At 58.3% G+C, this 20,801-nt stretch carries 18 protein-coding genes; 12 read left to right on the top strand and 6 right to left on the bottom strand.

The window, feature by feature from the left end; all coding sequences use genetic code 11:
• Positions 1–79: 79 nt before the first annotated feature.
• A complete protein-coding gene (locus tag ACR0AH_RS09525) occupies positions 80–1,192 on the top strand; it encodes an S-(hydroxymethyl)glutathione dehydrogenase/class III alcohol dehydrogenase (protein ID WP_170394983.1) in 1,113 nt (370 codons plus the stop codon).
• Between the two features lie 54 nt (positions 1,193–1,246).
• On the opposite strand, the gene ACR0AH_RS09520 is transcribed toward ACR0AH_RS09525, so the two are convergent.
• Positions 1,247–2,185: a DMT family transporter gene (locus ACR0AH_RS09520; RefSeq protein WP_170566842.1), complete on the bottom strand. Its 939-nt coding sequence runs from the start codon at positions 2,183–2,185 to the stop codon at positions 1,247–1,249.
• A 196-nt stretch (positions 2,186–2,381) separates the two neighbouring features.
• On the opposite strand from ACR0AH_RS09520, the gene ACR0AH_RS09515 reads away from it, so the two are divergent.
• A complete protein-coding gene (locus ACR0AH_RS09515; RefSeq protein WP_480591619.1) occupies positions 2,382–2,849 on the top strand; it encodes a DUF1203 domain-containing protein in 468 nt (155 codons plus the stop codon).
• On the opposite strand, the gene ACR0AH_RS09510 is transcribed toward ACR0AH_RS09515, so the two are convergent.
• The gene (locus ACR0AH_RS09510) at positions 2,846–3,838 is read right to left on the bottom strand and encodes an ABC transporter ATP-binding protein (protein WP_480591672.1); all 993 of its coding nucleotides are present in this window, start codon (positions 3,836–3,838) and stop codon (positions 2,846–2,848) included. The two genes, ACR0AH_RS09515 and ACR0AH_RS09510, sit on opposite strands and share 4 nt — an antisense overlap.
• A gap of 87 nt (positions 3,839–3,925) precedes the next feature.
• Between ACR0AH_RS09510 and ACR0AH_RS09505 the strand changes: the two genes are divergently transcribed.
• The 3 genes from ACR0AH_RS09505 to polA all read left to right on the top strand — a co-directional run bounded on the left by ACR0AH_RS09505 (position 3,926) and on the right by polA (position 7,724).
• Positions 3,926–4,111 (top strand): zinc-finger domain-containing protein, encoded by a 186-nt coding sequence (locus ACR0AH_RS09505; protein WP_170394974.1) that lies wholly within the window; start codon positions 3,926–3,928, stop codon positions 4,109–4,111.
• A gap of 44 nt (positions 4,112–4,155) precedes the next feature.
• A complete protein-coding gene (locus ACR0AH_RS09500) occupies positions 4,156–4,818 on the top strand; it encodes a YrbL family protein (protein WP_170408578.1) in 663 nt (220 codons plus the stop codon).
• A gap of 104 nt (positions 4,819–4,922) precedes the next feature.
• A complete protein-coding gene (polA, locus tag ACR0AH_RS09495; protein ID WP_480591616.1) occupies positions 4,923–7,724 on the top strand; it encodes a DNA polymerase I in 2,802 nt (933 codons plus the stop codon).
• Positions 7,725–7,769: 45 nt separating this feature from the next.
• Here the strand turns inward: polA and ACR0AH_RS09490 are convergent, their stop codons facing one another.
• Together ACR0AH_RS09490 and ACR0AH_RS09485 are read right to left on the bottom strand one after the other, a co-directional pair.
• Entirely contained in the window at positions 7,770–8,000 is a 231-nt protein-coding gene (locus ACR0AH_RS09490) for a DUF2798 domain-containing protein (RefSeq protein ID WP_170408576.1), read from the bottom strand.
• A 73-nt stretch (positions 8,001–8,073) separates the two neighbouring features.
• Positions 8,074–8,829 carry a hydroxypyruvate isomerase family protein gene (locus tag ACR0AH_RS09485; RefSeq protein WP_480591614.1) on the bottom strand — a complete coding sequence of 252 codons (756 nt, stop codon included), beginning with the start codon at positions 8,827–8,829 and terminating at the stop codon, positions 8,074–8,076.
• A gap of 173 nt (positions 8,830–9,002) precedes the next feature.
• Here ACR0AH_RS09485 and ACR0AH_RS09480 point away from each other — a divergent pair, with 173 nt between their 5' ends.
• Entirely contained in the window at positions 9,003–10,016 is a 1,014-nt protein-coding gene (locus tag ACR0AH_RS09480) for a DMT family transporter (RefSeq protein WP_480444204.1), read from the top strand.
• Here the strand turns inward: ACR0AH_RS09480 and ACR0AH_RS09475 are convergent.
• Positions 9,941–10,519, bottom strand: coding sequence for a DUF1285 domain-containing protein (locus ACR0AH_RS09475; protein ID WP_480439072.1), 579 nt, complete (start codon positions 10,517–10,519; stop codon positions 9,941–9,943). The two genes, ACR0AH_RS09480 and ACR0AH_RS09475, sit on opposite strands and share 76 nt — an antisense overlap.
• Positions 10,520–10,583: 64 nt before the next feature.
• Between ACR0AH_RS09475 and ACR0AH_RS09470 the strand changes: the two genes are divergently transcribed.
• The 6 genes from ACR0AH_RS09470 to ACR0AH_RS09445 all read left to right on the top strand — a co-directional run bounded on the left by ACR0AH_RS09470 (position 10,584) and on the right by ACR0AH_RS09445 (position 20,013).
• Positions 10,584–11,591, top strand: coding sequence for an AAA family ATPase (locus ACR0AH_RS09470; RefSeq protein ID WP_170394959.1), 1,008 nt, complete (start codon positions 10,584–10,586; stop codon positions 11,589–11,591).
• Complete coding sequence (locus tag ACR0AH_RS09465; protein ID WP_170733952.1) at positions 11,588–12,463, top strand: DUF58 domain-containing protein; 876 nt, start codon at positions 11,588–11,590, stop codon at positions 12,461–12,463. Before ACR0AH_RS09470 ends, ACR0AH_RS09465 begins: the two co-directional genes overlap by 4 nt.
• A complete protein-coding gene (locus ACR0AH_RS09460) occupies positions 12,460–15,222 on the top strand; it encodes a DUF4159 domain-containing protein (RefSeq protein WP_170733951.1) in 2,763 nt (920 codons plus the stop codon). Before ACR0AH_RS09465 ends, ACR0AH_RS09460 begins: the two co-directional genes overlap by 4 nt.
• A complete protein-coding gene (locus ACR0AH_RS09455) occupies positions 15,219–17,261 on the top strand; it encodes a hypothetical protein (RefSeq protein WP_480591611.1) in 2,043 nt (680 codons plus the stop codon). Before ACR0AH_RS09460 ends, ACR0AH_RS09455 begins: the two co-directional genes overlap by 4 nt.
• A gap of 67 nt (positions 17,262–17,328) precedes the next feature.
• On the top strand, positions 17,329–19,542 hold the full coding sequence (locus tag ACR0AH_RS09450; RefSeq protein ID WP_480591608.1) for a response regulator: 2,214 nt from the start codon (positions 17,329–17,331) through the stop codon (positions 19,540–19,542).
• A gap of 9 nt (positions 19,543–19,551) precedes the next feature.
• Positions 19,552–20,013, top strand: a complete 462-nt coding sequence (locus ACR0AH_RS09445; protein WP_170733948.1) for a VOC family protein — start codon at positions 19,552–19,554, stop codon at positions 20,011–20,013.
• Here ACR0AH_RS09445 and yaaA read toward each other — a convergent pair.
• Positions 20,004–20,774 carry a peroxide stress protein YaaA gene (gene yaaA / locus ACR0AH_RS09440; RefSeq protein WP_480591606.1) on the bottom strand — a complete coding sequence of 257 codons (771 nt, stop codon included), beginning with the start codon at positions 20,772–20,774 and terminating at the stop codon, positions 20,004–20,006. The genes ACR0AH_RS09445 and yaaA overlap by 10 nt on opposite strands.
• Positions 20,775–20,801 lie beyond the last annotated feature (27 nt).

The raw sequence follows: 20,801 nt of genomic DNA, 5'->3' as shown, positions 1-20,801 counted from the left end.
CAACCTGTCATGAAAGCGCAGTTGAAAAAACCCTGTATTTGACGCAGGGTCGGGCAAAACAGACAGGGAGACAAGCACCATGCGTACCCGTGCCGCCGTCGCCGTTCAGGCAGGCAAACCTTTGGAAGTGATGGACGTAAACCTTGAAGGCCCCAAAGCGGGCGAGGTTCTGGTCGAGATCAAGGCGACAGGCATTTGCCATACCGATGAATTCACACTGTCGGGCGCCGACCCTGAAGGCTTGTTTCCCGCCATTCTGGGCCATGAAGGCGCAGGTGTCGTGCTTGAGGTCGGCCCGGGTGTAACCAGCCTGAAACCCGGCGATCACGTCATCCCGCTTTATACGCCCGAGTGCCGTGAGTGCGAATACTGCCTGCATCCCAAGACCAACCTGTGCCAGGCAATTCGCGAAACCCAAGGCCAAGGCCTCATGCCGGATGGCACCTCGCGTTTTTCTACGTTGGATGGCGATCCGATCCTGCACTACATGGGCTGCTCGACCTTCTCGAACCATACGGTTCTGCCTGAAATCGCGCTCGCCAAAGTGCGTGAGGACGCGCCCTTTGACAAGATCTGCTATATCGGCTGCGGCGTGACCACCGGAATTGGCGCGGTGATCAACACTGCCAAGGTAGAAATTGGCAGCCGTGCCATCGTGTTCGGCTTGGGCGGTATCGGCCTGAACGTGATTCAGGGCCTGCGTCTGGCTGGCGCGGATCAGATCGTGGGCGTTGATTTGAATCCAGCCAAGGTGGAAATGGCGACCAAGTTCGGCATGACCGATTTCGTGAACCCCTCTGAGGTCGAAGGTGATCTGGTGCCGTATCTGGTCAACCTGACCAAGGGCGGCGCGGATTATACCTTTGACGCCACAGGCAATGTCGGCGTAATGCGCGCAGCGCTGGAATCGGCTCACAAGGGCTGGGGTGAATCGATCATCATCGGTGTGGCTCCTGCGGGTGCCGAAATCTCGACCCGACCGTTCCAACTGGTAACAGGCCGCTCATGGCGTGGCACCGCGTTTGGCGGAGCGCGTGGACGCACCGACGTCCCGAAAATCGTGGATTGGTACATGGACGGGAAGATCGAGATCGACCCCATGATTACCCACACCATGGGCCTGGATGACATCAACCACGGTTTCGACCTGATGCATAAGGGCGAGAGTATCCGATCAGTGGTCGTCTACTAAGGCTCCATAAGGGCTGAAATGGATTGAACGGCGCGCTGCAATGCGCGCCGTTTCTTATTCTCCGGGCCTCGTCGCTCCAGTATCTGATCGGGGCGACCTGACGCGCAGCACAGGCGTATTAGCAGAGGTAGTGTTTGATCGGCTCTCTCGCCAAACCACGAAAACACCTGATGCGATGATGATACTTGCGCCAACGGCGACCCAGATATCCGGGTGCTCGCCAAAGAAAATCACGCCGAAGATCGTGGCCCAGATGATCTGGCTGTATTGACTGGGCGCAATGACGCCGGCGGGGGCGGCGCGATAAGCAAGGATGATCAGGTGCTGTGCGATTACCGAGAACACCCCGACAAACGCCATCATCGCCAGATGCAGCAATGATGGTGGTTGATAGACAGCCGGTTGGGTGACGCTCATGACGGCGATGGCCAGCAGCATAGGATAAAGGATCAGGACGGCAGAGCGTTCTTCATTCCCGATTTTGCGGACAAGAACCGAAGCAAATGCGCTGCAGAAGGCTGCTGCCAGAGCCGCTAAATGGCCCAGGGTGATCTCGGTCGCGCCAGGGCGCAGGACGATCAGGACGCCGACCAGGCCGACGCCCACGGCCGCCCACCTTTGGGCACGGACCACCTCACCCAGAATCGGAATCGACAGAACAGTTACGATCAGCGGAAAGGAAAATAGCAGGGAATAGACTTCGGCCAGCGGCAGCACCGAAAAAGCGTAGAAGGCACAAGACATGGCCATGATCATCGTCGCTGATCGCAACAGCACCAACCACGGATGCCGCGGCAGGAAATTCCCAGTGGTCCGATCGGCCAGAATTGTTACTGCCATGGGGACAAAGGAAAACAGCGTCGCAAAGAAGATGATCTGCAAAACCGAATAGGTGCCACCCAGCACCTTGATCAGCACGTCATGCGTCGCGAAGACGGCAAAGCCTAAGAACGCAAAGGCAAGCCCACGAAGGGTGGAGTTCTGAGCGCTCATGACAAAAGCCTCAATCATAGATGGATCGTTTGGGGTGTTTGATGTTTGCTTAGACCCAAATTGGTCTGACGGGTAGCCCTTATTTTATCGCTAACATTCTTTTGCAGGCAGGGTTGCAGATTTTGCAATACGCAGGAAACGGGTCGAGTCCAAAACAAGCGATTGCCATGATCATCTCAAATCAAGGAGAAACATCATGCACGGAATTTCAGCCCTACCAACACAGCAGGTTCAGGCATATCGCGCCGGTGCGCCGGATGGATATGGAAACCAACCAGAGCGTGCGATTTCCAATGGGGCGGGCAACCCATGCCGTCATTGTTTGAAATACATACCGGAAGGTAAAGAGATGCTGGTGTTGGCGCACCGACCCTTCCCGGAAACGCAGCCTTATGCAGAGACTGGACCGATCTTCCTTTGTGCCGACCCCTGCGCGCGCTATGAAAGTGAGGATGTGCTGCCCGAGGCGTTGACCGACTCGCCCAAATACCTGATCAAAGGGTATGGTCCGGACGACCGAATTGTCTATGGAACCGGGATCATCACCCCACAGGCGCAGTTGCATGAGGCGGCTAAAAAAATATTCTCCCGCGCTGATGTCGCTTACATCCACATCCGATCTGCTCTGAACAACTGTTATCACGCACGGATCGATCGTGTCTAAAGCTTGACGCGGTGCATCCCCCGATGTGGTTGGTTCGGGTCGTTGACAGTTGCGTCGTCGACCCGGCTGGAGGTCAACGCAAGGAACACATCCTCAAGATCAGCTTCTTCAGTGCGGACGTCCTGAATGCGAATATCGGCCTGACGTACAGATTCCAGCACCTGCTCGGCTGTAGTTAGGTTGCTGTGGTATTGCAGCACAAGGTCGCCGTTCTCACGTTGCGCCGCAGTCACGTTATCCGCTACAGGCAGAGTCTGTATGGGGCTATCCGGCACGATCACCATGGTTCGGCTGTCCATGCGGCCCAGCAGATTAGCCGTGCTGTCTTGTGCGATCTTTTCGCCGTGATTGATAATGGCGATCTCGTCACACATCTCTTGCGCTTCTTCCAGATAGTGCGTGGTCAGGATGATGGTCATGCCCTGTTCGTTCAGCTTGCGCACATTGGCCCAAAGCATCTGTCGCAGTTCAATATCCACACCCGCCGTGGGTTCGTCGAGCACCAGAATCTTGGGATGGTGCACCAGCGCTTTGGCCAGCAGCAGACGCCGCCGCATTCCGCCCGAGAGCGTGCGCGCATAGGCCTCGGCCTTGTCGGCAAGGCCAACGAGGTCGAGGATCTCATCGCTTCGCCGATCAGACTTGGGAACACCGTACAGCCCGGCCTGAACTTCTAATGCGCCTCGAGGTGTAAAGAACGGATCAAGGTTCAATTCCTGAGGCATCACGCCGATGGCGGCGCGGGATTGGCGCGGGTTTTGATCCTGGTCGAAGCCCCAGATCGAGACGCTGCCAGACGTTTTGACCACCAGCCCCGCCAGAATGTTGATCAGGGTCGATTTGCCGGCTCCATTCGGGCCAAGCAGACCGAAAACGGACCCCTGCGGCACCGTCAGGTCGATCCCTTTCAAAGCCTGTTTCTCGGGCTGGCCCTTGCCGCCGCGATAGGTCTTGCGCAGTGATCTGATTGTGATTGCCGCATCGGACATGTGGCCCTTGCCCCCGGTTTGCTCATCGCCCATAAACGCACCTAATACATGCCCGCGAGGCCGACAACCAAAGAAGGATCGCCAGCCGTGACCATCGAAGCGCCGGAAACCAAGATTGTCGAAATTACCCGCGTCGCCTGCGATGGTGGCGAGGGTGCGCTGGGTCATCCGCGCGTCTGGCTGCAGATTCCCGAAGACACTGGTTGGGTCGAGTGCCCCTATTGCGATTGCAAATACGTGCTGCGTGGTGAGGACTCTGGTCAGGACGCGTAAGGGCGATCAGGACGGCAGGCGGTCGTAACTGGCGAGGATGGATAATGCTGTTCACAGCCAAAACGATTGACCTTTCCGACAGCCAGCCAATCGCGAACGGGACTGTGCGCAGTGTCTATGACTTTCCCGGTCATCCTGACCTTCTGATCAAAGTTTTTACCCGGTCCCAAGATCGTGTCTCGCACAGGCTTGGCAAGCGACTGGCATGGAAACTGTTCCCCGAGGCGCAGTATCGCAGCACGCTAAAAGAGCTGGAATGCGAGCTGCGGGTATCGCTGAAACTCGGGACAGAAATTGAGCGTTCACCCCTGTCCAGGATGTTGGGCGTGGTTCAGACGACGCATGGGGCGGGGGTTGTGGTTGAGCGCATTTCTGGCCTTGATGGCGGGCTTGCACCAAAGCTGTATGAAGTCTGCCGTAGTGGATTGGACGCCCCGGTTTTAGATGCGCTGAATGCATTCGTCGGGCAGATGTTTGACCTTCACATCGTCGCGCGCGACGTCAAAAGTTCGAATATTGTCTACGGGACAAGGGGCGCTGGTCCGGCCTGCTTCCTGATCGATGGATATGGTGAGCGGAACCTCATCCCACTGCGCAGCCTGTCCCAACGTCTGAATGATCGCTCGCTGAACAAACAGTTCTCGTTGATCGCGCAAAAAGCAGGTTTGGCTTGGAATGCGGATAAGCGCACCTTTTCGAATAGCTAAGGCCAGACCACGGGCAAATTAGGTCGCAACGAATTGGCCAGGCGGCCTCGTCTTTCGTGCAGCCCTTCTGTACAACTTGGCGCAACCCAGCGCAGGAGCCTCATATGACCACCACCCAATTCGGAAAAGGCTGCCATCTGCATCTGATTGATGGATCAGCCTTTATCTTCCGCGCCTATCACGCTTTACCGCCGTTGACGCGGAAATCGGATGGGCTACCAATTGGGGCCGTGTCGGGCTTTTGCAACATGCTGCAGAAATATGTCGAAGGGAACGCCGGGCCGGATGCGCCGACCCATGTTGCGGTGATCTTCGACAAGGGCTCGCATACGTTCCGTAATGACCTGTATGATCTCTACAAGGCCAACCGTGAAGCGATGCCCGAGGATTTGCGCCCGCAAATGCCGCTGACTCGCGAAGCCACCAAGGCGTTCAACATCGCCTGCAAAGAACTTGAAGGCTATGAAGCCGACGACATTATCGCGACCCTCGCCGTTCAGGCGCGTGAGGCCGGTGGGCGGGTGACCATTGTCAGTTCTGACAAAGACCTGATGCAGCTTGTGGGTGGCGGTGTCGAGATGCTGGATGCGATGAAGAACAAGCGCATCAATCGCGACGGGGTGGTTGAGAAGTTCGGCGTCGGGCCCGAGCGGGTTGTCGATGTGCAGGCTTTGGCCGGGGATTCGGTGGATAACGTACCGGGCGCTCCGGGCATTGGTGTGAAGACGGCAGCGCTGTTGATCAATGAATATGGCGATCTGGAAACCCTGCTGGATCGCGCTGAAGAGATCAAACAGCCCAAGCGCCGCCAGACTCTGATCGATAAGCGCGACCAGATCGAGCTTTCGAAGAAACTTGTGCAATTGGATGAAAACACACCGTTGGATTTCACTCTGGATGACCTTGAGGTGAAGGATCCCGATGCTGAGACTTTGATGAAGTTTCTGGCAGAGATGGAATTTCGGACGCTCACCAAACGCATTGCTGACAAGCTGGGCGTCGAGTCCCCTGTCATCCCCGATATATCCACGCCCGAGGCGGAGTCACAGGCCGAAGACGTCCCATTTGATGCAACGAAATACGAATGCGTGCGCGATGCAGCGGCTTTGCAGAAATGGATCGATCAGGCCTACGAGCGCGGCTGGGTTGCGGTGGATACCGAGACCACTGGCCTGAATGAGATGATCGCCGATTTGGTCGGGATTTCGCTATGTGTCGAGGCGGGTGAGGCTTGTTACATCCCGTTGACTCACCGTGAAAGCGCGACCGATGATCTGTTCGGATCGGATGCGCTGGCCGATGGACAGATGCCGCTGGATGAGGCTCTAAACTTGCTGAAACCGATGTTTGAGGATCCGTCGATCCTGAAGATCGGACAGAACATGAAATACGATGCCAAAATCTTTAAGCGATACGGCGTCGACGTTGCCCCCATCGACGACACGATGCTGATGTCCTACGCCATGCACGGCGGTGAGCATGGGCATGGCATGGATACGCTATCTGAACGCTATCTGAGCCATACGCCGATTCCCATCAAACCTCTGCTTGGCTCGGGCAAGTCTGCAATCACTTTCGACAAGGTGCCGATTGACAAGGCCACGGCCTACGCTGCCGAGGATGCGGACATCACCCTTCGCCTGTGGAAATTGTTCAAGCCGCAGTTGCATCAGGTGCAGGTGACGACGGTGTATGAAACACTTGAACGTCCATTGGTGCCGGTTCTCAAAGAAATGGAGATGCATGGCATCAAGGTCGATCGCGATGTTCTCAGCCGAATGTCAAATGCATTTGCGCAGAAGATGGCCGGGTTAGAGGCTGAAATCCACGAATTGGCGGGTGAGAACTTTAACGTCGGTTCGCCAGCGCAACTGGGTGAAATCCTGTTCGACAAAATGGGGCTTGAGGGCGGCAAGAAGGGCAAGACCGGTAAGTACTCGACCGGGGCGGACATTCTTGAGGACCTCGCGACCGAACATGAACTGCCGCGCCGGGTGCTGGACTGGCGGCAACTCTCCAAGCTGAAATCGACCTATACGGACGCGCTGCAGACCCATATCAATCCTGATACGGGCCGGGTGCATACGTCATATTCGATTACGGGGGCGAATACGGGCCGTTTGGCCTCGACCGATCCGAACCTGCAAAACATTCCGGTGCGGACTGAGGAAGGTCGGCGCATACGTGAGGCGTTCATTGCCGAGCCGGGCAATGTGCTGGTCAGCCTTGATTACAGCCAGATTGAGCTTCGGATTCTGGCCCATATCGCCGATATTCCGACCCTGAAACAGGCGTTTGCGGATGGTTTGGACATTCACGCAATGACGGCGTCCGAGATGTTTGATGTTCCGTTGGACGAGATGACGCCGGATATCCGTCGTCAGGCCAAGGCGATCAACTTTGGTGTGATCTACGGCATTTCGGGCTTTGGGCTGGCGCGCAATCTGCGCATTCCCCGGGCGGATGCGCAGGGTTTCATCGATCGCTATTTCGAACGTTTCCCGGGCATCCGGCGCTATATGGACGACACGATCGCGTTTGCCAAAGAGAATGGCTATGTCCAGACCCTGTTCGGCCGGAAAATCCATACACCCGAGATCAATGCCAAGGGGCCGCATGCGGGGTTCTCGCGTCGTGCTGCGATCAATGCTCCGATCCAAGGGACGGCAGCAGATGTGATCCGGCGCGCGATGGTGAGGATGCCGGATGCGATCAACGGCTTGCCCGCCAAGATGCTGTTGCAGGTGCATGACGAGCTGCTGTTCGAAGTGGCTGAAGAGGCTGTTGATCAAACCATTTCGGTCGCGCGCGCGGTGATGGAAGGGGCAGCAGATCCGGCAGTGAAGCTGGATATTAAGCTGGTCGCGGATGCCGGACAAGGCGCGAACTGGGCCGAGGCCCATTAGGGGCGGCGCTGCTCATCAAGCCCTGCGGGCCCTCTTTGCAGCGGGTCAGGCTTCTGGCCTGACCAGGCGGGCGATCAGGCGTTTTACGAAAGGGCCCAGCGTCAGGATGACGGTAAAGGCGATAGGCCAGCAAAAGGCCCAAGAGGCCATCCAGTCTCCGAGTGTTGAAGGGCTGAAGCCGATAGCTTTTAGCGTGGCTATGCCGGTGACGACGCAGGACATCAGGCCGGACATGATCAAGGCGAACAGGGCATTGGCATAGCGGGCAGATATCATGCGGGGCATCCTTGGCGTGTCGATGCCCTCAATTGCGCCATTTCAGTCTGAAAATCCAGCGTTCATATAGGGTTTAATACTGTATCCAAGCCAGTGAGTCCTCAGTCCGCCGAGTTGAGGGGTTGTATTCGGCGCTGACCCAGCCGCTGTAATCCGACTGGTCCATCGCAGCAAACAACGCGGCAAAGTCCATTGTACCCAGCCCGGGTTCCGAGCGATCCGGCGCAGCCCCGATCTGTGCATGGACAATACGGGGCTGAAAACGGTGCCAAATCGCCAGCGCATCGCCGTGGATCATCTGTGCATGAAAACTGTCATATTGTAGGCCGACATTTGCGCGGTCGACGCGGTCCAGCACTTCGGCGGCCAGATCATAATTGTTCAAGAAGTAACCAGGTTGCGATACGGGGTTGAGCGGTTCGATTGTAAACCGCTGTGCCGGCGCAAGATCTGCCGCCCATTGCAGGTTCTCGACAAAACAACGCAGGGCCTCGGGACCAGAAGCAAATCCGGACATAACGTGAATCATCTCTGGCCGCAGCACATCCGCGTAGCGCAGAACGCGCCGGATATCGGACTTAAACCGGTCGGAGCTGCCGGGCATGGCGGCGTAACCCGGTTCACCGCCGGTATAATTCGGGGGCGGGGCGTTGATCAGCACCAGATCAAGCCCGCTGGACAGCAGCGCGCGGCGGGTCTCTTTGGCTGCGAGGTCGTAGGGGAAGAGAATTTCAACAGCCGTAAACCCGGCCTGCGCGGCGGCTTGAAACCGGTCGAGATAGGGCAGTTCTGCAAACAGCAGTGAAAGATTGGCGGCAAATCTGGGCATCGGGCATCTGGTGTCGAACTTTGCAGAGCCTAGCGATCACGACGGCCACGTGAAAGAGACTGAAAACGACAGATTGTCGAAAATCGGCCAGATAAAGGCTTTCGAATCAGGGACCATCAGGCTCAAGCGGTATCCCGTTGCGAGGGCCGCGCCAACAATAAGGTCTGATCACGATGGCCATGAGCCCTGAACCCGCGCGCGGGACCGCTATAGCTGTATCTGACGGTCGACAGACCGCGTTCACCGGAAATACGCTGGCGGTGGCTTCGATGCTGACGTGGGCGGCGGGGTTCCCGGCGGCTGAGATCCTATTGCAAAGCTGGCCACCTATCGCACTGTTCGCGGCACGGATGTCTCTTGCGGTGTTGGTCATGGTACCAATCTGGCTGATTCTGGACGGACCGGCTCAGGTATTGCGCGCCCGTTGGGGCCATGCCCTCCTGGTCGGCGGTTTGGGGCTAGGGTCGGGGATGTTCCTGATCCTTGTAGCGCAGAAGCTGACCGACCCAGTTACCGTTGCCATTATCGCCTCGTGTGCGCCTTTGATCGCTACGATCATGGAGCTTGTGGCGGGAACGCGGCGATTGCGCTGGAGTTTTGCGCTGGGATTGGTGATTTCAATCATTGGCGGCCTGATTGCCACCAGCGCGGTGGCACCGGCACAATTAGGACTGGGCGCGATGTGCGCAGTGGTGTCTACCGCGCTGTTCTGTTGGGCCAGCATGGCCACTGCGCGCGACTTCCCCGAGCTTAGCCAGTTGGGCCGTAGCACCATTACATTGGTCGGAGGATTGTCGACCGCAGCCATTCTGGTGCCGTTAGCCGGATTGCTGGGGCTAGAGGTCTTGCCTACACGCCCCGTAGATGTGGCGCAGATGGGTATGTTGGTGTTCTACGCACTGTTCTCACTGGGCCTGAGCCAATTTTTCTTCATAGCATCAGTGGGAAAACTAGGGGTCGCCCTGGCGTCATTCCACATCAATATCGCACCATTTTATGTGATGGTGATCATGATGGCGCTGGGCGAGGACTGGAACTGGACCCGCGCGCTGGGCGCGTCGCTGGTGGCGCTTGCAGTCGTGCTGGCGCAGGACCGCAAGCCGCGACCGGTTCAATCCTCTAGCACATCAGATGCGATCAGTGGGAAAAACTGGCCGTCCGACCAGACACCAAACCAACCGTCGTGATGTCTGGCGATCTCGACCAACCGGTAAAAGCTCTTGCGATCAATGCGCGCCTCAAGATTCGCGCGCATCAATATGTAGGGTGAGGGCTCATCAGTTTCCGTATTTAGGACAATGCGGATCGGGTGATCGGGCCCGGCGATGGCTGTATCGCCCACTTGCGTCGTAAAAGTCAGACGTTGGGCTTCGCCTTGTCCCTCATGCTCAAAATCAACGGCAACAAACGGCGCATCCTCGACGGTGATTCCCACCTTTTCAGCGGGAGTGACGAGAAAGTACCCACCCTCTTCTTTCTTAAGAATTGAGGAAAATAGCTTAACAAGCTCGACCCTGTTGATCGGTGACCCTAGATAACTCCAAGTGCCATCTTTGGCGATCCGAATGTCCAGATCGCCACAAAACGGAGGATTCCATAGGTGAACGGGCGGCAAACCCCGCGTTTTGGCCGCTTTGACCGAAGCCGCCAGACCGTCTGGTGAAGGGGTCACGGGTTTTTGTCCGCTCATTGCTTTTGCCATTTCCTCTCAGCGCGATACACTTCAATCATAACAGTCCACGGAAGGGAACCTCATGTCCGAACCTGCCGACCTCGTGTCCGAGATCGAAGCGCTGGAAAACAAGCTGCAAGAGGCCAAATCCTCGATCACCCGCCGCTTTATCGGGCAGGAGAAGGTCGTGGACCTGACCCTGACCGCGCTTTTGTGCGGCGGTCACGCGCTGCTGATCGGTCTGCCGGGGCTGGGCAAGACGCGGTTGGTCGAGACGCTTTCGACCGTGATGGGCCTGCATGGCAACCGCATCCAGTTCACGCCGGACCTGATGCCTGCTGATATTCTGGGCTCGGAAGTGCTGGATACTGCCGAAGATGGCAGCCGCCATTTCCGGTTCATCTCCGGCCCGATTTTCTGTGAGTTGCTGATGGCGGACGAGATCAACCGTGCCAGTCCCCGGACCCAATCGGCGCTGTTGCAGGCGATGCAAGAGCGTACGGTGACAGTCGCGGGCGAAGACCGCGAATTGGGCGTACCGTTCCATGTGCTGGCAACGCAGAACCCGATTGAGCAGGAAGGGACCTATCCATTGCCCGAAGCTCAACTGGACCGGTTTCTAGTGCAGGTCGACGTGGAATATCCGGATCGCCAGACCGAGCGTGATATTCTGCTGGCTACCACGGGTGTTGAGGAAGCCGAGGCGCATCAGATTTTCACCAAAGAAGAATTGCTGGCCGCACAGGTTCTGTTGCGCCGGATGCCTGTAGGAGAGTCGGTTGTCGAACTGATCCTCGATCTGGTCCGCGCCTTCCGCCCGGATGAGGCAGGTGTGTCAGAGCGGGTGAAGGAAACTGTTGCCTGGGGTCCCGGACCGCGCGCTGCGCAGGCTCTGATGATGACCGTGCGCGCAAATGCGATGCTGGAAGGCCGTTTGGCCCCCAATGCCGAGGATGTTCTGACCATGGCGCGTCCGGTTCTCAGCCACCGTATGGCGTTGAACTTCGCGGCGCGGGCACGTGGTGACAGCCTCTCTGACCTGATTGAGTCCACCGCTACTGGGCTGGTCCGAACTGAGGCCGCGGCGTGAGCGCCGCCCAGACCCTACGCGAACGCTCCGAGGCCGAAGCGTCCCGGTTGCCGCCGTTATTGGCGCGGGCCGAGCATCTGGCCGGAACCGTTTTATTGGGCGATCACGGGCGGAGACGCTCGGGTCTGGGGGATGATTTCTGGCAGTACCGCCCTGCGCAGATTGGCGACAGTCGCCGGTTGATCGACCATCGCCGTTCGGCCCGTGGTGATCAGCAGTTTGTACGTGAGCGCGAATGGCAGATTGCACAGTCGATCATGCTTTGGGTCGATCAGGGCGCGTCGATGCGGTTTGCTTCGGACAAGAACTTGCCGACCAAGGCCGATCGTGCGCGCCTGCTGGGGCTGTCGTCCGCTATCCTGCTTGTGCGTGGTGGCGAGCGCGTTGGTCTGACTGGCACGACGCTGCCCCCGCGCAGGGGGAATGCTCAGATCATTCGGCTGGCCCAAGCCTGGTCTGAAGATGCGCAAACCGATTACGCGCCACCCGAACACCGCGCCATGATCCCGCATGCGCGTGCGGTGTTTATCTCGGATTTTCTTGGGCCGCTGGACGAGGTCGAGCTGGCCCTTACCAAAGCCGCTGACCGGGGCGTGCGCGGCGTGTTGCTGCAGGTTCTGGACCCCAGCGAGGAGTCCTTTCCCTATTCGGGACGTACCATTTTTGAAAGTGTTGGTGGCACCGCTCGACATGAAACCTTGAAGGCCGCTGATTTGCGCGATCGTTATCTGGATCGCTTAGCGGCGCGCAAGGATGCGCTGACCCACCTGTGCCGCGCGACTGGCTGGCAGATGGGGCTCCATCACACCGATGACAGCGCTCAATCGGCTCTGTTGTGGCTTTATCGCGCCTTAGATGGGGGTGCGCAATGACGGTTCTTGCAGGAATCGGATTTACCGCGCCTTGGGTGCTGCTGGGTCTTCTGACCCTTCCGATTTTGTGGTTGATTCTGCGTGCCGTCCCACCTGCACCGATCCGACGTCTTTTCCCGGCGGTCACCTTGCTGCTGGGATTGAAGGATGATGAAAGCGTTTCGGACCGTACACCATGGTGGTTGCTGCTACTGCGGATGCTGGCAGCCGCAGCGATCATCATCGGGCTGGCAGGGCCGGTGCTGAACCCCTCACGCGATGAGACCGGATCCGGGCCGCTTCTGCTGGTGCTGGATGCAAGCTGGGGGGGCGCGACACGTTGGTCCTCGACACTTGATCAGATTGATGCGCAATTGACGGAAGCCGGGCGGGCGGGTCGTCCTGTGTCGATCTTGCGTCTGACTGAGCCTGAGGCACCTGTGTTTCAGGCCGCCGAGGCGTGGCGTGGTCGTCTGCCGGGCCTTACACCGATGCCGTGGCAGCCAACCGAAGCACAGATTGACCAAACTCTGATCGCGTTGGGACAGGTCGAAGGTGGCTTCGACACCCATTGGTTCAGCGACCGTCTGTCCTATGTCGGCCATGATCGTTTGACTTCTGCCCTGCAGGCGCGTGGGGACGTGATTGTCTACCAATCCTCTGCACCCGTTACCGCGATCTTGCCCGCCACCTATCAGGACGGCGCAATCCGACTCAGCGTACAGCGCGCTAATCCAGGACCAGAGGAAAGAGTCACCGTTCTGGCGCAAGGGCGCGACCCGGCAGGAGCAATGCGGGTGCTGCAATCGACCAATCTTGAGTTCGAAAACGGCTCTACGCAGGCGGAAATTGATCTTGCGCTTCCATCGGAACTGCGCGCACGCATTACACGGTTCGAGATTCAAGGCCAGCGCTCTGCCGGTGCCATTACACTGACAGATGACAGCCTGCGTCGGCGCGAAGTGGCATTGATCGCAGGTACCCTGAACCGCGAAGGGTTAGAGTTACTGTCGCCGCTTCACTACCTGACACAGGTGCTGATTCCGACCGCTGATTTTGTCGAAGGCGGCCTGGCCGAGGTTCTCCCCGCGAACCCGGATGTGATCGTATTGGCGGATGTGGCCAAGCTGTCCGAGTCGGAACAGGCTGAAGTCGTCGAATGGGTTGAACAGGGCGGCCTACTGCTGCGCTTTGCCGGCCCACGCATGGCCGCCAGCGATCTGGGGCGCGATACTGAGGATGCACTGTTGCCGGTTCGACTTCGTAGCGGTGGCCGCTCGGTCGGCGGCGCCATGAGCTGGGGTGAAGCGAAGGGGCTTGCTCCGTTCACTGAAAACTCGCCGTTCTATGGGTTGGAGATTCCTGCGGACGTCTCTGTGAGCACTCAGGTCATGGCACAACCAGATCCTAATTTGGCGGATCGGGTCATTGCGTCACTGTCGGATGGCACACCATTGGTGACCCGAAAACCGCTGGGGCTGGGGCAGGTGGTTCTGTTCCATGTCACGGCTGATGCGGAATGGTCCAGCCTGCCGCTGTCCGGGCTGTTTGTCGAAATGCTCGACCGGCTTGCCGTTGCCTCTGCTGCCAAATCGCGTCAAGAGGCTCAGATGCAGGGCACCGTATGGGAGCCGATTCAAATAATGGATGGCTTCGGTGTTTTGACTGACGCAGGAACGCTGCCCGGTGTCGATGGAGTCGAACTGGTTTCTGGGCAAATCGGGCCGGACCTGCGCCCGGGGCTTTATGAAAACGGCAAGCAGAAACTGGCGCGGAATGTTCTTGCCGAGGATGCTGTACTATCCCCGGTGGTCTGGCCGTCTGACGTCCCAATCCGGGGTCAGGAGATCAGCAATGAGACTCCGTTGGAAGGGCTGTTGCTTGGCCTTGCACTGTTGTTGCTGACAATCGATGTGATTGCGTCTTTGGCGTTGTCGGGGCGCTTGGCCAAGGCAACCCCTGTTGCATTTGCGCTTACTGCCGTGTTCCTTGCCCCCGAGGCGCGGGCGCAGACCCCTGAAGACACCGATTTTGCATTGAACGCGACGCATGAGCTTGTGTTGGCCCATGTACTTACCGGGAATGCTCAGGTCGACGATATCGCGCTGGCCGGGCTGCGTGGGTTGGTGCAGACGCTGCATTTTCGCACTTCGGTCGAACCCGCCGACCCGATTGGCATCGACCTTGAACGTGATGAGCTTGCATTCTTTCCGCTGCTCTATTGGCCTGTCACTCCGGACCAGCCGCAGCCCTCGGTTGAAGCTTATGCAAAGCTGAACGCCTATCTGCGGTCGGGTGGGATGATCCTGTTTGACACGCGCGATGCCGATATCGCCGGTTTCGGGGCCTCCAGTCCCAATGGGCGCAAGCTACAACAGCTGGCGGCACCGCTGAATATCCCCTCGTTAGAGCCTGTTCCGCGTGACCACGTGCTGACTCGCGCCTTCTACCTGTTGCAGGATTTTCCCGGACGATATTCTGGCACCGAGGTCTGGGTCGAAGCCGCGCCACCCGATGCCGAGCAGATCGAAGGAATGCCCTTCCGAAACCTCAACGATAACGTGACCCCGGTGGTGATCGGCGGTAATGACTGGGCCGGGGCCTGGGCGGTGGATCGCAACGGTCAGTCCCTGTTGCCCGTGGGTCGCGGTTATGCCGGAGAACGACAGCGCGAGTTGGCCAATCGGTTTGGGGTTAATCTGGTAATGCATGTGCTGACCGGGAATTACAAATCCGATCAGGTTCACGTGCCCGCGCTTTTGGACAGGTTGGGACAATGACCGGAACCGTCATCTTTGACCCGCTAATCCCGTGGCCGTTTCTGGCAGCCGTGGCATTGATTGCCATGTCAGGTGTGGTTCTGGCGCTTTGGCGCGGTCTGTCGGGCTGGGCCCTGCGCGGCTTGGCGGCCTTGGTCATCCTCGGGGCGCTTAGCGGTCCTGTCTATCAGGTCGAAGATCGCGCGCCGCTTACCGACATCGTGTTGATGATCGAAGATGAAAGCGCCAGTCAAACCCTATCGGATCGTGCCGAACAGACTGCTCAGGCTGCCAACGACCTCGCGACCGAGATCGAAGCCCGAGACAATACCGAGCTGCGCCGCATCCAGGTTGGTGACGGCGATGGTGACGAGGGCACGCAGGTCATGGCTGCGCTGAACGCGGCACTGGCCGAAGAACCCCGTGCGCGGATTGCGGGCATTATCGTGGTGTCAGACGGCATCGTTCATGATGCAGACCTGGCACCCGACCTGCCTGCTCCAATGCATCTGTTGCAGACCGGGCGCGAAGGCGATTGGGATCGGCGCCTGATCGTGCGTAACGCCCCAGCCTTCGCCATTATCGGTGAGCCCGTGACCCTGACCCTGCGCGTCGAAGATACTGGCGCTGCGCCTGCTGGAGTTACTAACGCTCCGCTTGAGATTTCCGTCGACGGAGGTGAACCCGAGCAGTTCACCATTCCAATCGGTCTGGACGTCGAGCTCCCGATCACGCTGCCGCATGGTGGTCGGAACGTCATCCAGTTCACGGTCCCGCAGGCCGAGGGCGAACTGACCGACCGCAACAACACGGCTCTGATCCAGATGAACGGTGTGCGGGATCGCCTGCGTGTTCTGCTGGTATCGGGCGAGCCGCATCCGGGCGGGCGTACTTGGCGCAACCTGCTGAAATCTGACAGCTCGGTTGATTTGGTCCATTTCACCATCCTCCGGCCGCCGGAAAAACAGGATGGCGTACCGGTGGATGAGCTCTCACTGATTGCCTTCCCAACGCGAGAGTTGTTTCTGGAGAAGATCAATGATTTCGACCTGATCATCTTTGACCGCTACAAACGGCGCGGCATCCTTCCTGCGATCTATCTGGATAATGTTGGCGACTATATCGTCAATGGTGGCGCGGTGCTGGTCGCTGCTGGCCCTGATTTTGCCACGGCTGACAGCCTGTACCGATCCCCGCTTGGGCCGGTCCTGCCCGCAAAACCCAGTGCGCGGGTTTACGAGGAACGGTACGTGCCCATGGTCACCGATCTGGGCCAGCGTCATCCGGTTACCGCTGATCTGGGCGATGCTGAGACTTGGGGCGCTTGGCTGCGCCAGATCGATGTCAGCCAGCTGTCCGGCAATATGCTCATGACCGGCGTGGATGATCGTCCGTTGCTGCTGTTGGATCGCGTGGGTGAAGGCCGTGTGGCGCTGATGGCATCAGACCACGCCTGGCTATGGAGCCGCGGCTTTGAGGGCGGTGGCCCGCAGCTGGAACTACTCCGCAGGCTGGCGCATTGGATGATGAAAGAACCCGAGCTTGAGGAAGAGGCGCTGTGGGCCGAAGCGAACGGCCAGTCCATGCGTATTATCCGTCAAACGCTGGAGGATGAGGTTGGCCCGGTCACCGTCACCCTCCCCAACGGCGACACCTTGGAGATTACGCTAAACGAAGTCTCGCCCGGTCGGTTCGAGGCGCAGTACTTCGGCCCTGAAATTGGCCTGTACCGTCTGGAAGAGGGCGCGCATTCTGCCGTGATCGGCCTTGGTCCTGCTGCACCAAAGGAATTCGAGCGCACGATCGCGACCGATGAGATTCTAAGCCCCGTTCTGGCCAGCCTGCGCGGGGGAACGATCCGGTTGGAAGAGGGTCTGCCCTCAATCCGGAATGTCCGTGCGGGCCGACCGGCAGCAGGTCGGGGCTGGATCGGTCTGACCCCGCGCGACGCCTATGAAACCCGCGATGTTACACAGGCCGGGTTGCTTCCACCCTGGCTGGTGCTGTTGCTGGCCGGTGGGTTCCTCTTGGCCGGTTGGTTGCGCGAGGGACGTCGCTAACGCTGCTTAAGCACTTTTTCATGCTCTACCGCGATGCTCTGAGCAGATTATCGCGGGAAAACTTTACATGAGTCTTGCTGAGAAACTGGCGCAGGAACGGCGCGCACGACTGGCGGCGGAGCGGTTGTTGCATCTGAAACAGGCCGAGTTGTCTGCTGCCAACCGCAAATTGGGACGTCATGCTATCGCATTGACACGTCAGATCGATGAGACTCAGGCCGAGGTTGCGACGGTTCGCGATGAAAACGAAAAGGTCAAATCCGATCTGACCGTGGCCAATGCCAAGATCGAAGTGGCTGAACGCCGCCTGTGGCATTCGATCCAGACCATCCCTGACGGGTTTGCCTTTTTCGACGGCAACAACACACTGATCGGTGCCAACGCCGCTTACCTAAGCGTATTCGATGGGCTGGAAGAGGTCGCGCCGGGGATCAGCTACACGCGTATTCTTGAAATTCTGACCCATGAAGGGATCGTGGATATCGGCGCAGAAAATATCGCGGACTGGCAGGTGCGTATGCTTGCACGCTGGGCGCAACCGCACCCCGAACCCGAGGTGATCCAGTTGTGGAACAGCCAATATATCCGGCTGATTGATCAGCGGGGCCACGGCGGTGACGTGCTGAGCCTGGCGTTGAACATCACAGCCTCGGTCCGGCATGAGGCCGAGCTGGACGCTGCACGTGAACGGGCCGAGGCCGCAAACCGCGCCAAATCCGCCTTTCTGGCCAATATGAGCCATGAGATTCGCACGCCGATGAACGGGATCGTCGGTATGACCGAACTGCTGACCGAAACCCCGATGAACGAAGAACAAAGGCTCTATGTAAGCACAATTCGCAATTCGGGCGAGGCTTTGCTGGTCATCATCAACGATGTTCTCGACTATTCCAAGATCGAGGCCGACAAGTTGACGCTGCACCCCGAACAGTTCGATTTGGAGCGCTGTATCCTTGAGGTCGCGATGCTGTTGCAACCCAGCGTACGCGACAAGGGCCTGACCTTGCTGGTGGACTATGACCTGTTCCTGCCGACGCTTTTTGTGGGTGATCCGGGGCGGATTCGGCAGATTCTGACCAACCTTGTCGGCAATGCAGTGAAGTTTACCGCGCAAGGCCATGTCCTTATTCGGGTGACCGGCGTTCCTGACGCGACAACTGAAACCTGCGACATCCACGTGGCCATCGAGGATACGGGTATCGGAATCAAAGCCGACAAGGTCCCGCACATCTTTGGTGAATTCAATCAGGTTGAGGATGCTCAGAACCGCCAATTCGAAGGCACGGGTTTGGGGCTGGCAATCACCAAGCGGCTGATCTCGATGATGGGCGGTGCCGTCTGGGTCGAAAGTGACGCGGGCAAAGGATCTTGCTTTGGTTTCCGTATCACACTGCCCACGGCCGAAGGTCCGCAGCCCGTTCCGCCTGATCTGGCGGGGCAGTTGGGCCGTGTTCTGGTGGTCGAGGATATGGCCGTCAACCGCGCCATTTTGACCAAGCAACTGAGCCGCCTTGGGTCTCAGGCGCTCACCTGTTCAACAGGGGCTGAAGCGCTTTCTGCAATGGACAAAACTATTGATCTGGTGCTGTGCGATCACGATCTGCCGGACATGGACGGTCTGGAACTCGCCACAACACTGCGCGACAAAGGATGGGGTGATCTGCCAATTGTGGTGATGTCGGCCAATCCGGGTGTGATTCATGCCGACCCGGCCCATCGCCTGATTGACGGCGTGTTGCAAAAGCCCATTCCTCGCGCCGAGCTGTATTCACGGCTGATGGCGCTGGGTGCTCCTGTATTCAAGTCGGATCGCAGTGACGACTGCGTCGCTGATCCCGAGACTCATGCGCAAGTTCCGCAGAATCAGAGGCTGATGCGGGTTCTGGCAGCCGAGGACAATCGAACCAATCAACTGATCCTTCAAAAGATGACCAAAGATCTGAATATCGATTTGAAATTCGTCTCCAATGGGTTGGAGGCGGTCGAAACCTTCGCCAGTTTCGACCCGGACCTGATTTTCATGGATATCTCGATGCCCAAGATGGATGGGAAAGAGGCGACGGGTGAAATCCGGCGGCGTGAGATCGGCACGGATCGACATGTTCCCATAGTGGCCCTGACGGCCCATGCCATGACAGGGGATGATCAGGGCATACTGGCAGCCGGGCTTGATCATTATCTGACCAAACCGTTGCACAAGAAACTGATCCACAAGATGATACTGGAACATCGTCCAGCCGATGCCCAATTGGTCGGTGCAGAAGGTGAAAGTACGGAATAGGATCGATTTATGTCAGATGAGCGCGGTTTTCGCCCCCGGGGATTGGGTGAGATTGCAATTCGCTGCGCCGATATGGCGGCAATGGTGTATTTCTATGAGAAGGTGATCGGGTTGCAGCGATTGCAAGGCGACCATAACAGCGCCATCACCTTTTTTCGGATTGCCGAAGGGTTTGGTGGACATACACAGGTGCTGGCCCTGTTTCACCAATCTGTTGGCTCTGAGCGTGGATCGGGCCAGACTGGCGCGGCAGTGCCAGTAACAGGGGGCGCCTCGGCCCTGCACCATATCGCGCTGTCGCTGCCCTTTGTCGAACAGGATGCTGTCATGCGCTGGTACGACCAGATCGACCAGCCTTATCGGGTCGAGCATTTCGGCTGGATCGGCTGGCGCGGTATCTTCACCCAAGACCCCGAAGGGAACACCGTTGAGCTTGTAGCCTACGACCCTTCACTGCTCGATCAGGCCTGATAGGGGCGAACAAACACAGGTTTGTAGTCGTCAGACAGATCTGCCCTGTATTCATAACCAACGCTGTCGAAATCCAACAGGCCAATGGGATCGGTCAGGCGGTGCTGGATGATGTAGCGTGCCATCGCACCGCGCGCTTTCTTGGCGAAGAAGCTGACGATCTTGGGGGTGCCGCCCTTGTCCTCCATGAAGACCGGGGTCACAACGGGCAGCTTCAGTGCCTTCAGGTCGACCGCGCCGAAGTATTCCTGACTGGCGCAGTTCACCAGAACCTTGCTGTCAGTTTCGGCGGCCTGCGCGTTCAGCACCTTGCTTAGCTGATCGCGCCAATATTCGTACAGGTTTTTCCCGCGTCTGGTTTTCAGTTTACTACCCATCTCAAGCCGGTAGGCCTGTATGGCATCCAGCGGGCGCAATACGCCATAAAGCCCGGACAGAATGCGCAGGTGATCCTGTGCCCAGGCCATTTCGTCGGCATCCAGCGATGCGGCTTCAAGCCCTTGATAGGTATCGCCCGCAAAAGCCAGTGCGGCAGGGCGCGTCGTCTCCGCATCGGGCGCGTCCGAGAACATACGATACCGGTCGCGGTTCAGGCGAGCCAGATCATCGCTCAGATCCATCAATTTTTTCAGATCGCCCAATGTCAGATTGCGTGCGGTCTTCGACAAGCGGATCGCGTCATCCTGAAAATCGGGTTGTGTCACTTCGACGTTTCGTTCAGCCCAATCCAGCCGCTTGGCCGGGGAAATCACTACCAGCATATCCGCCCTCGTTTCTCGCCTGCTCAG

Source organism: Ruegeria sp. AM5 (assembly GCF_056540645.1).
Note: the sequence above shows the minus strand (reverse complement) of the source record. Positions and strands in the feature narration are given on the sequence as shown.

Bases quoted from the DNA above. Each gene is read 5' to 3' on its own strand.
- ACR0AH_RS09525 (WP_170394983.1), top strand. From the start codon at position 80: ATGCGTACCCGTGCCGCCGTCGCCGTTCAGGCAGGCAAACCTTTGGAA.
- ACR0AH_RS09520 (WP_170566842.1), bottom strand. From the start codon at position 2,185: ATGAGCGCTCAGAACTCCACCCTTCGTGGGCTTGCCTTTGCGTTCTTA.
- ACR0AH_RS09515 (WP_480591619.1), top strand. From the start codon at position 2,382: ATGCACGGAATTTCAGCCCTACCAACACAGCAGGTTCAGGCATATCGC.
- ACR0AH_RS09510 (WP_480591672.1), bottom strand. From the start codon at position 3,838: ATGTCCGATGCGGCAATCACAATCAGATCACTGCGCAAGACCTATCGC.
- ACR0AH_RS09500 (WP_170408578.1), top strand. From the start codon at position 4,156: ATGCTGTTCACAGCCAAAACGATTGACCTTTCCGACAGCCAGCCAATC.
- polA (WP_480591616.1), top strand. From the start codon at position 4,923: ATGACCACCACCCAATTCGGAAAAGGCTGCCATCTGCATCTGATTGAT.
- ACR0AH_RS09490 (WP_170408576.1), bottom strand. From the start codon at position 8,000: ATGATATCTGCCCGCTATGCCAATGCCCTGTTCGCCTTGATCATGTCC.
- ACR0AH_RS09485 (WP_480591614.1), bottom strand. From the start codon at position 8,829: ATGCCCAGATTTGCCGCCAATCTTTCACTGCTGTTTGCAGAACTGCCC.
- ACR0AH_RS09480 (WP_480444204.1), top strand. From the start codon at position 9,003: ATGGCCATGAGCCCTGAACCCGCGCGCGGGACCGCTATAGCTGTATCT.
- ACR0AH_RS09475 (WP_480439072.1), bottom strand. From the start codon at position 10,519: ATGAGCGGACAAAAACCCGTGACCCCTTCACCAGACGGTCTGGCGGCT.
- ACR0AH_RS09470 (WP_170394959.1), top strand. From the start codon at position 10,584: ATGTCCGAACCTGCCGACCTCGTGTCCGAGATCGAAGCGCTGGAAAAC.
- ACR0AH_RS09460 (WP_170733951.1), top strand. From the start codon at position 12,460: ATGACGGTTCTTGCAGGAATCGGATTTACCGCGCCTTGGGTGCTGCTG.
- ACR0AH_RS09455 (WP_480591611.1), top strand. From the start codon at position 15,219: ATGACCGGAACCGTCATCTTTGACCCGCTAATCCCGTGGCCGTTTCTG.
- ACR0AH_RS09450 (WP_480591608.1), top strand. From the start codon at position 17,329: ATGAGTCTTGCTGAGAAACTGGCGCAGGAACGGCGCGCACGACTGGCG.
- ACR0AH_RS09445 (WP_170733948.1), top strand. From the start codon at position 19,552: ATGTCAGATGAGCGCGGTTTTCGCCCCCGGGGATTGGGTGAGATTGCA.
- yaaA (WP_480591606.1), bottom strand. From the start codon at position 20,774: ATGCTGGTAGTGATTTCCCCGGCCAAGCGGCTGGATTGGGCTGAACGA.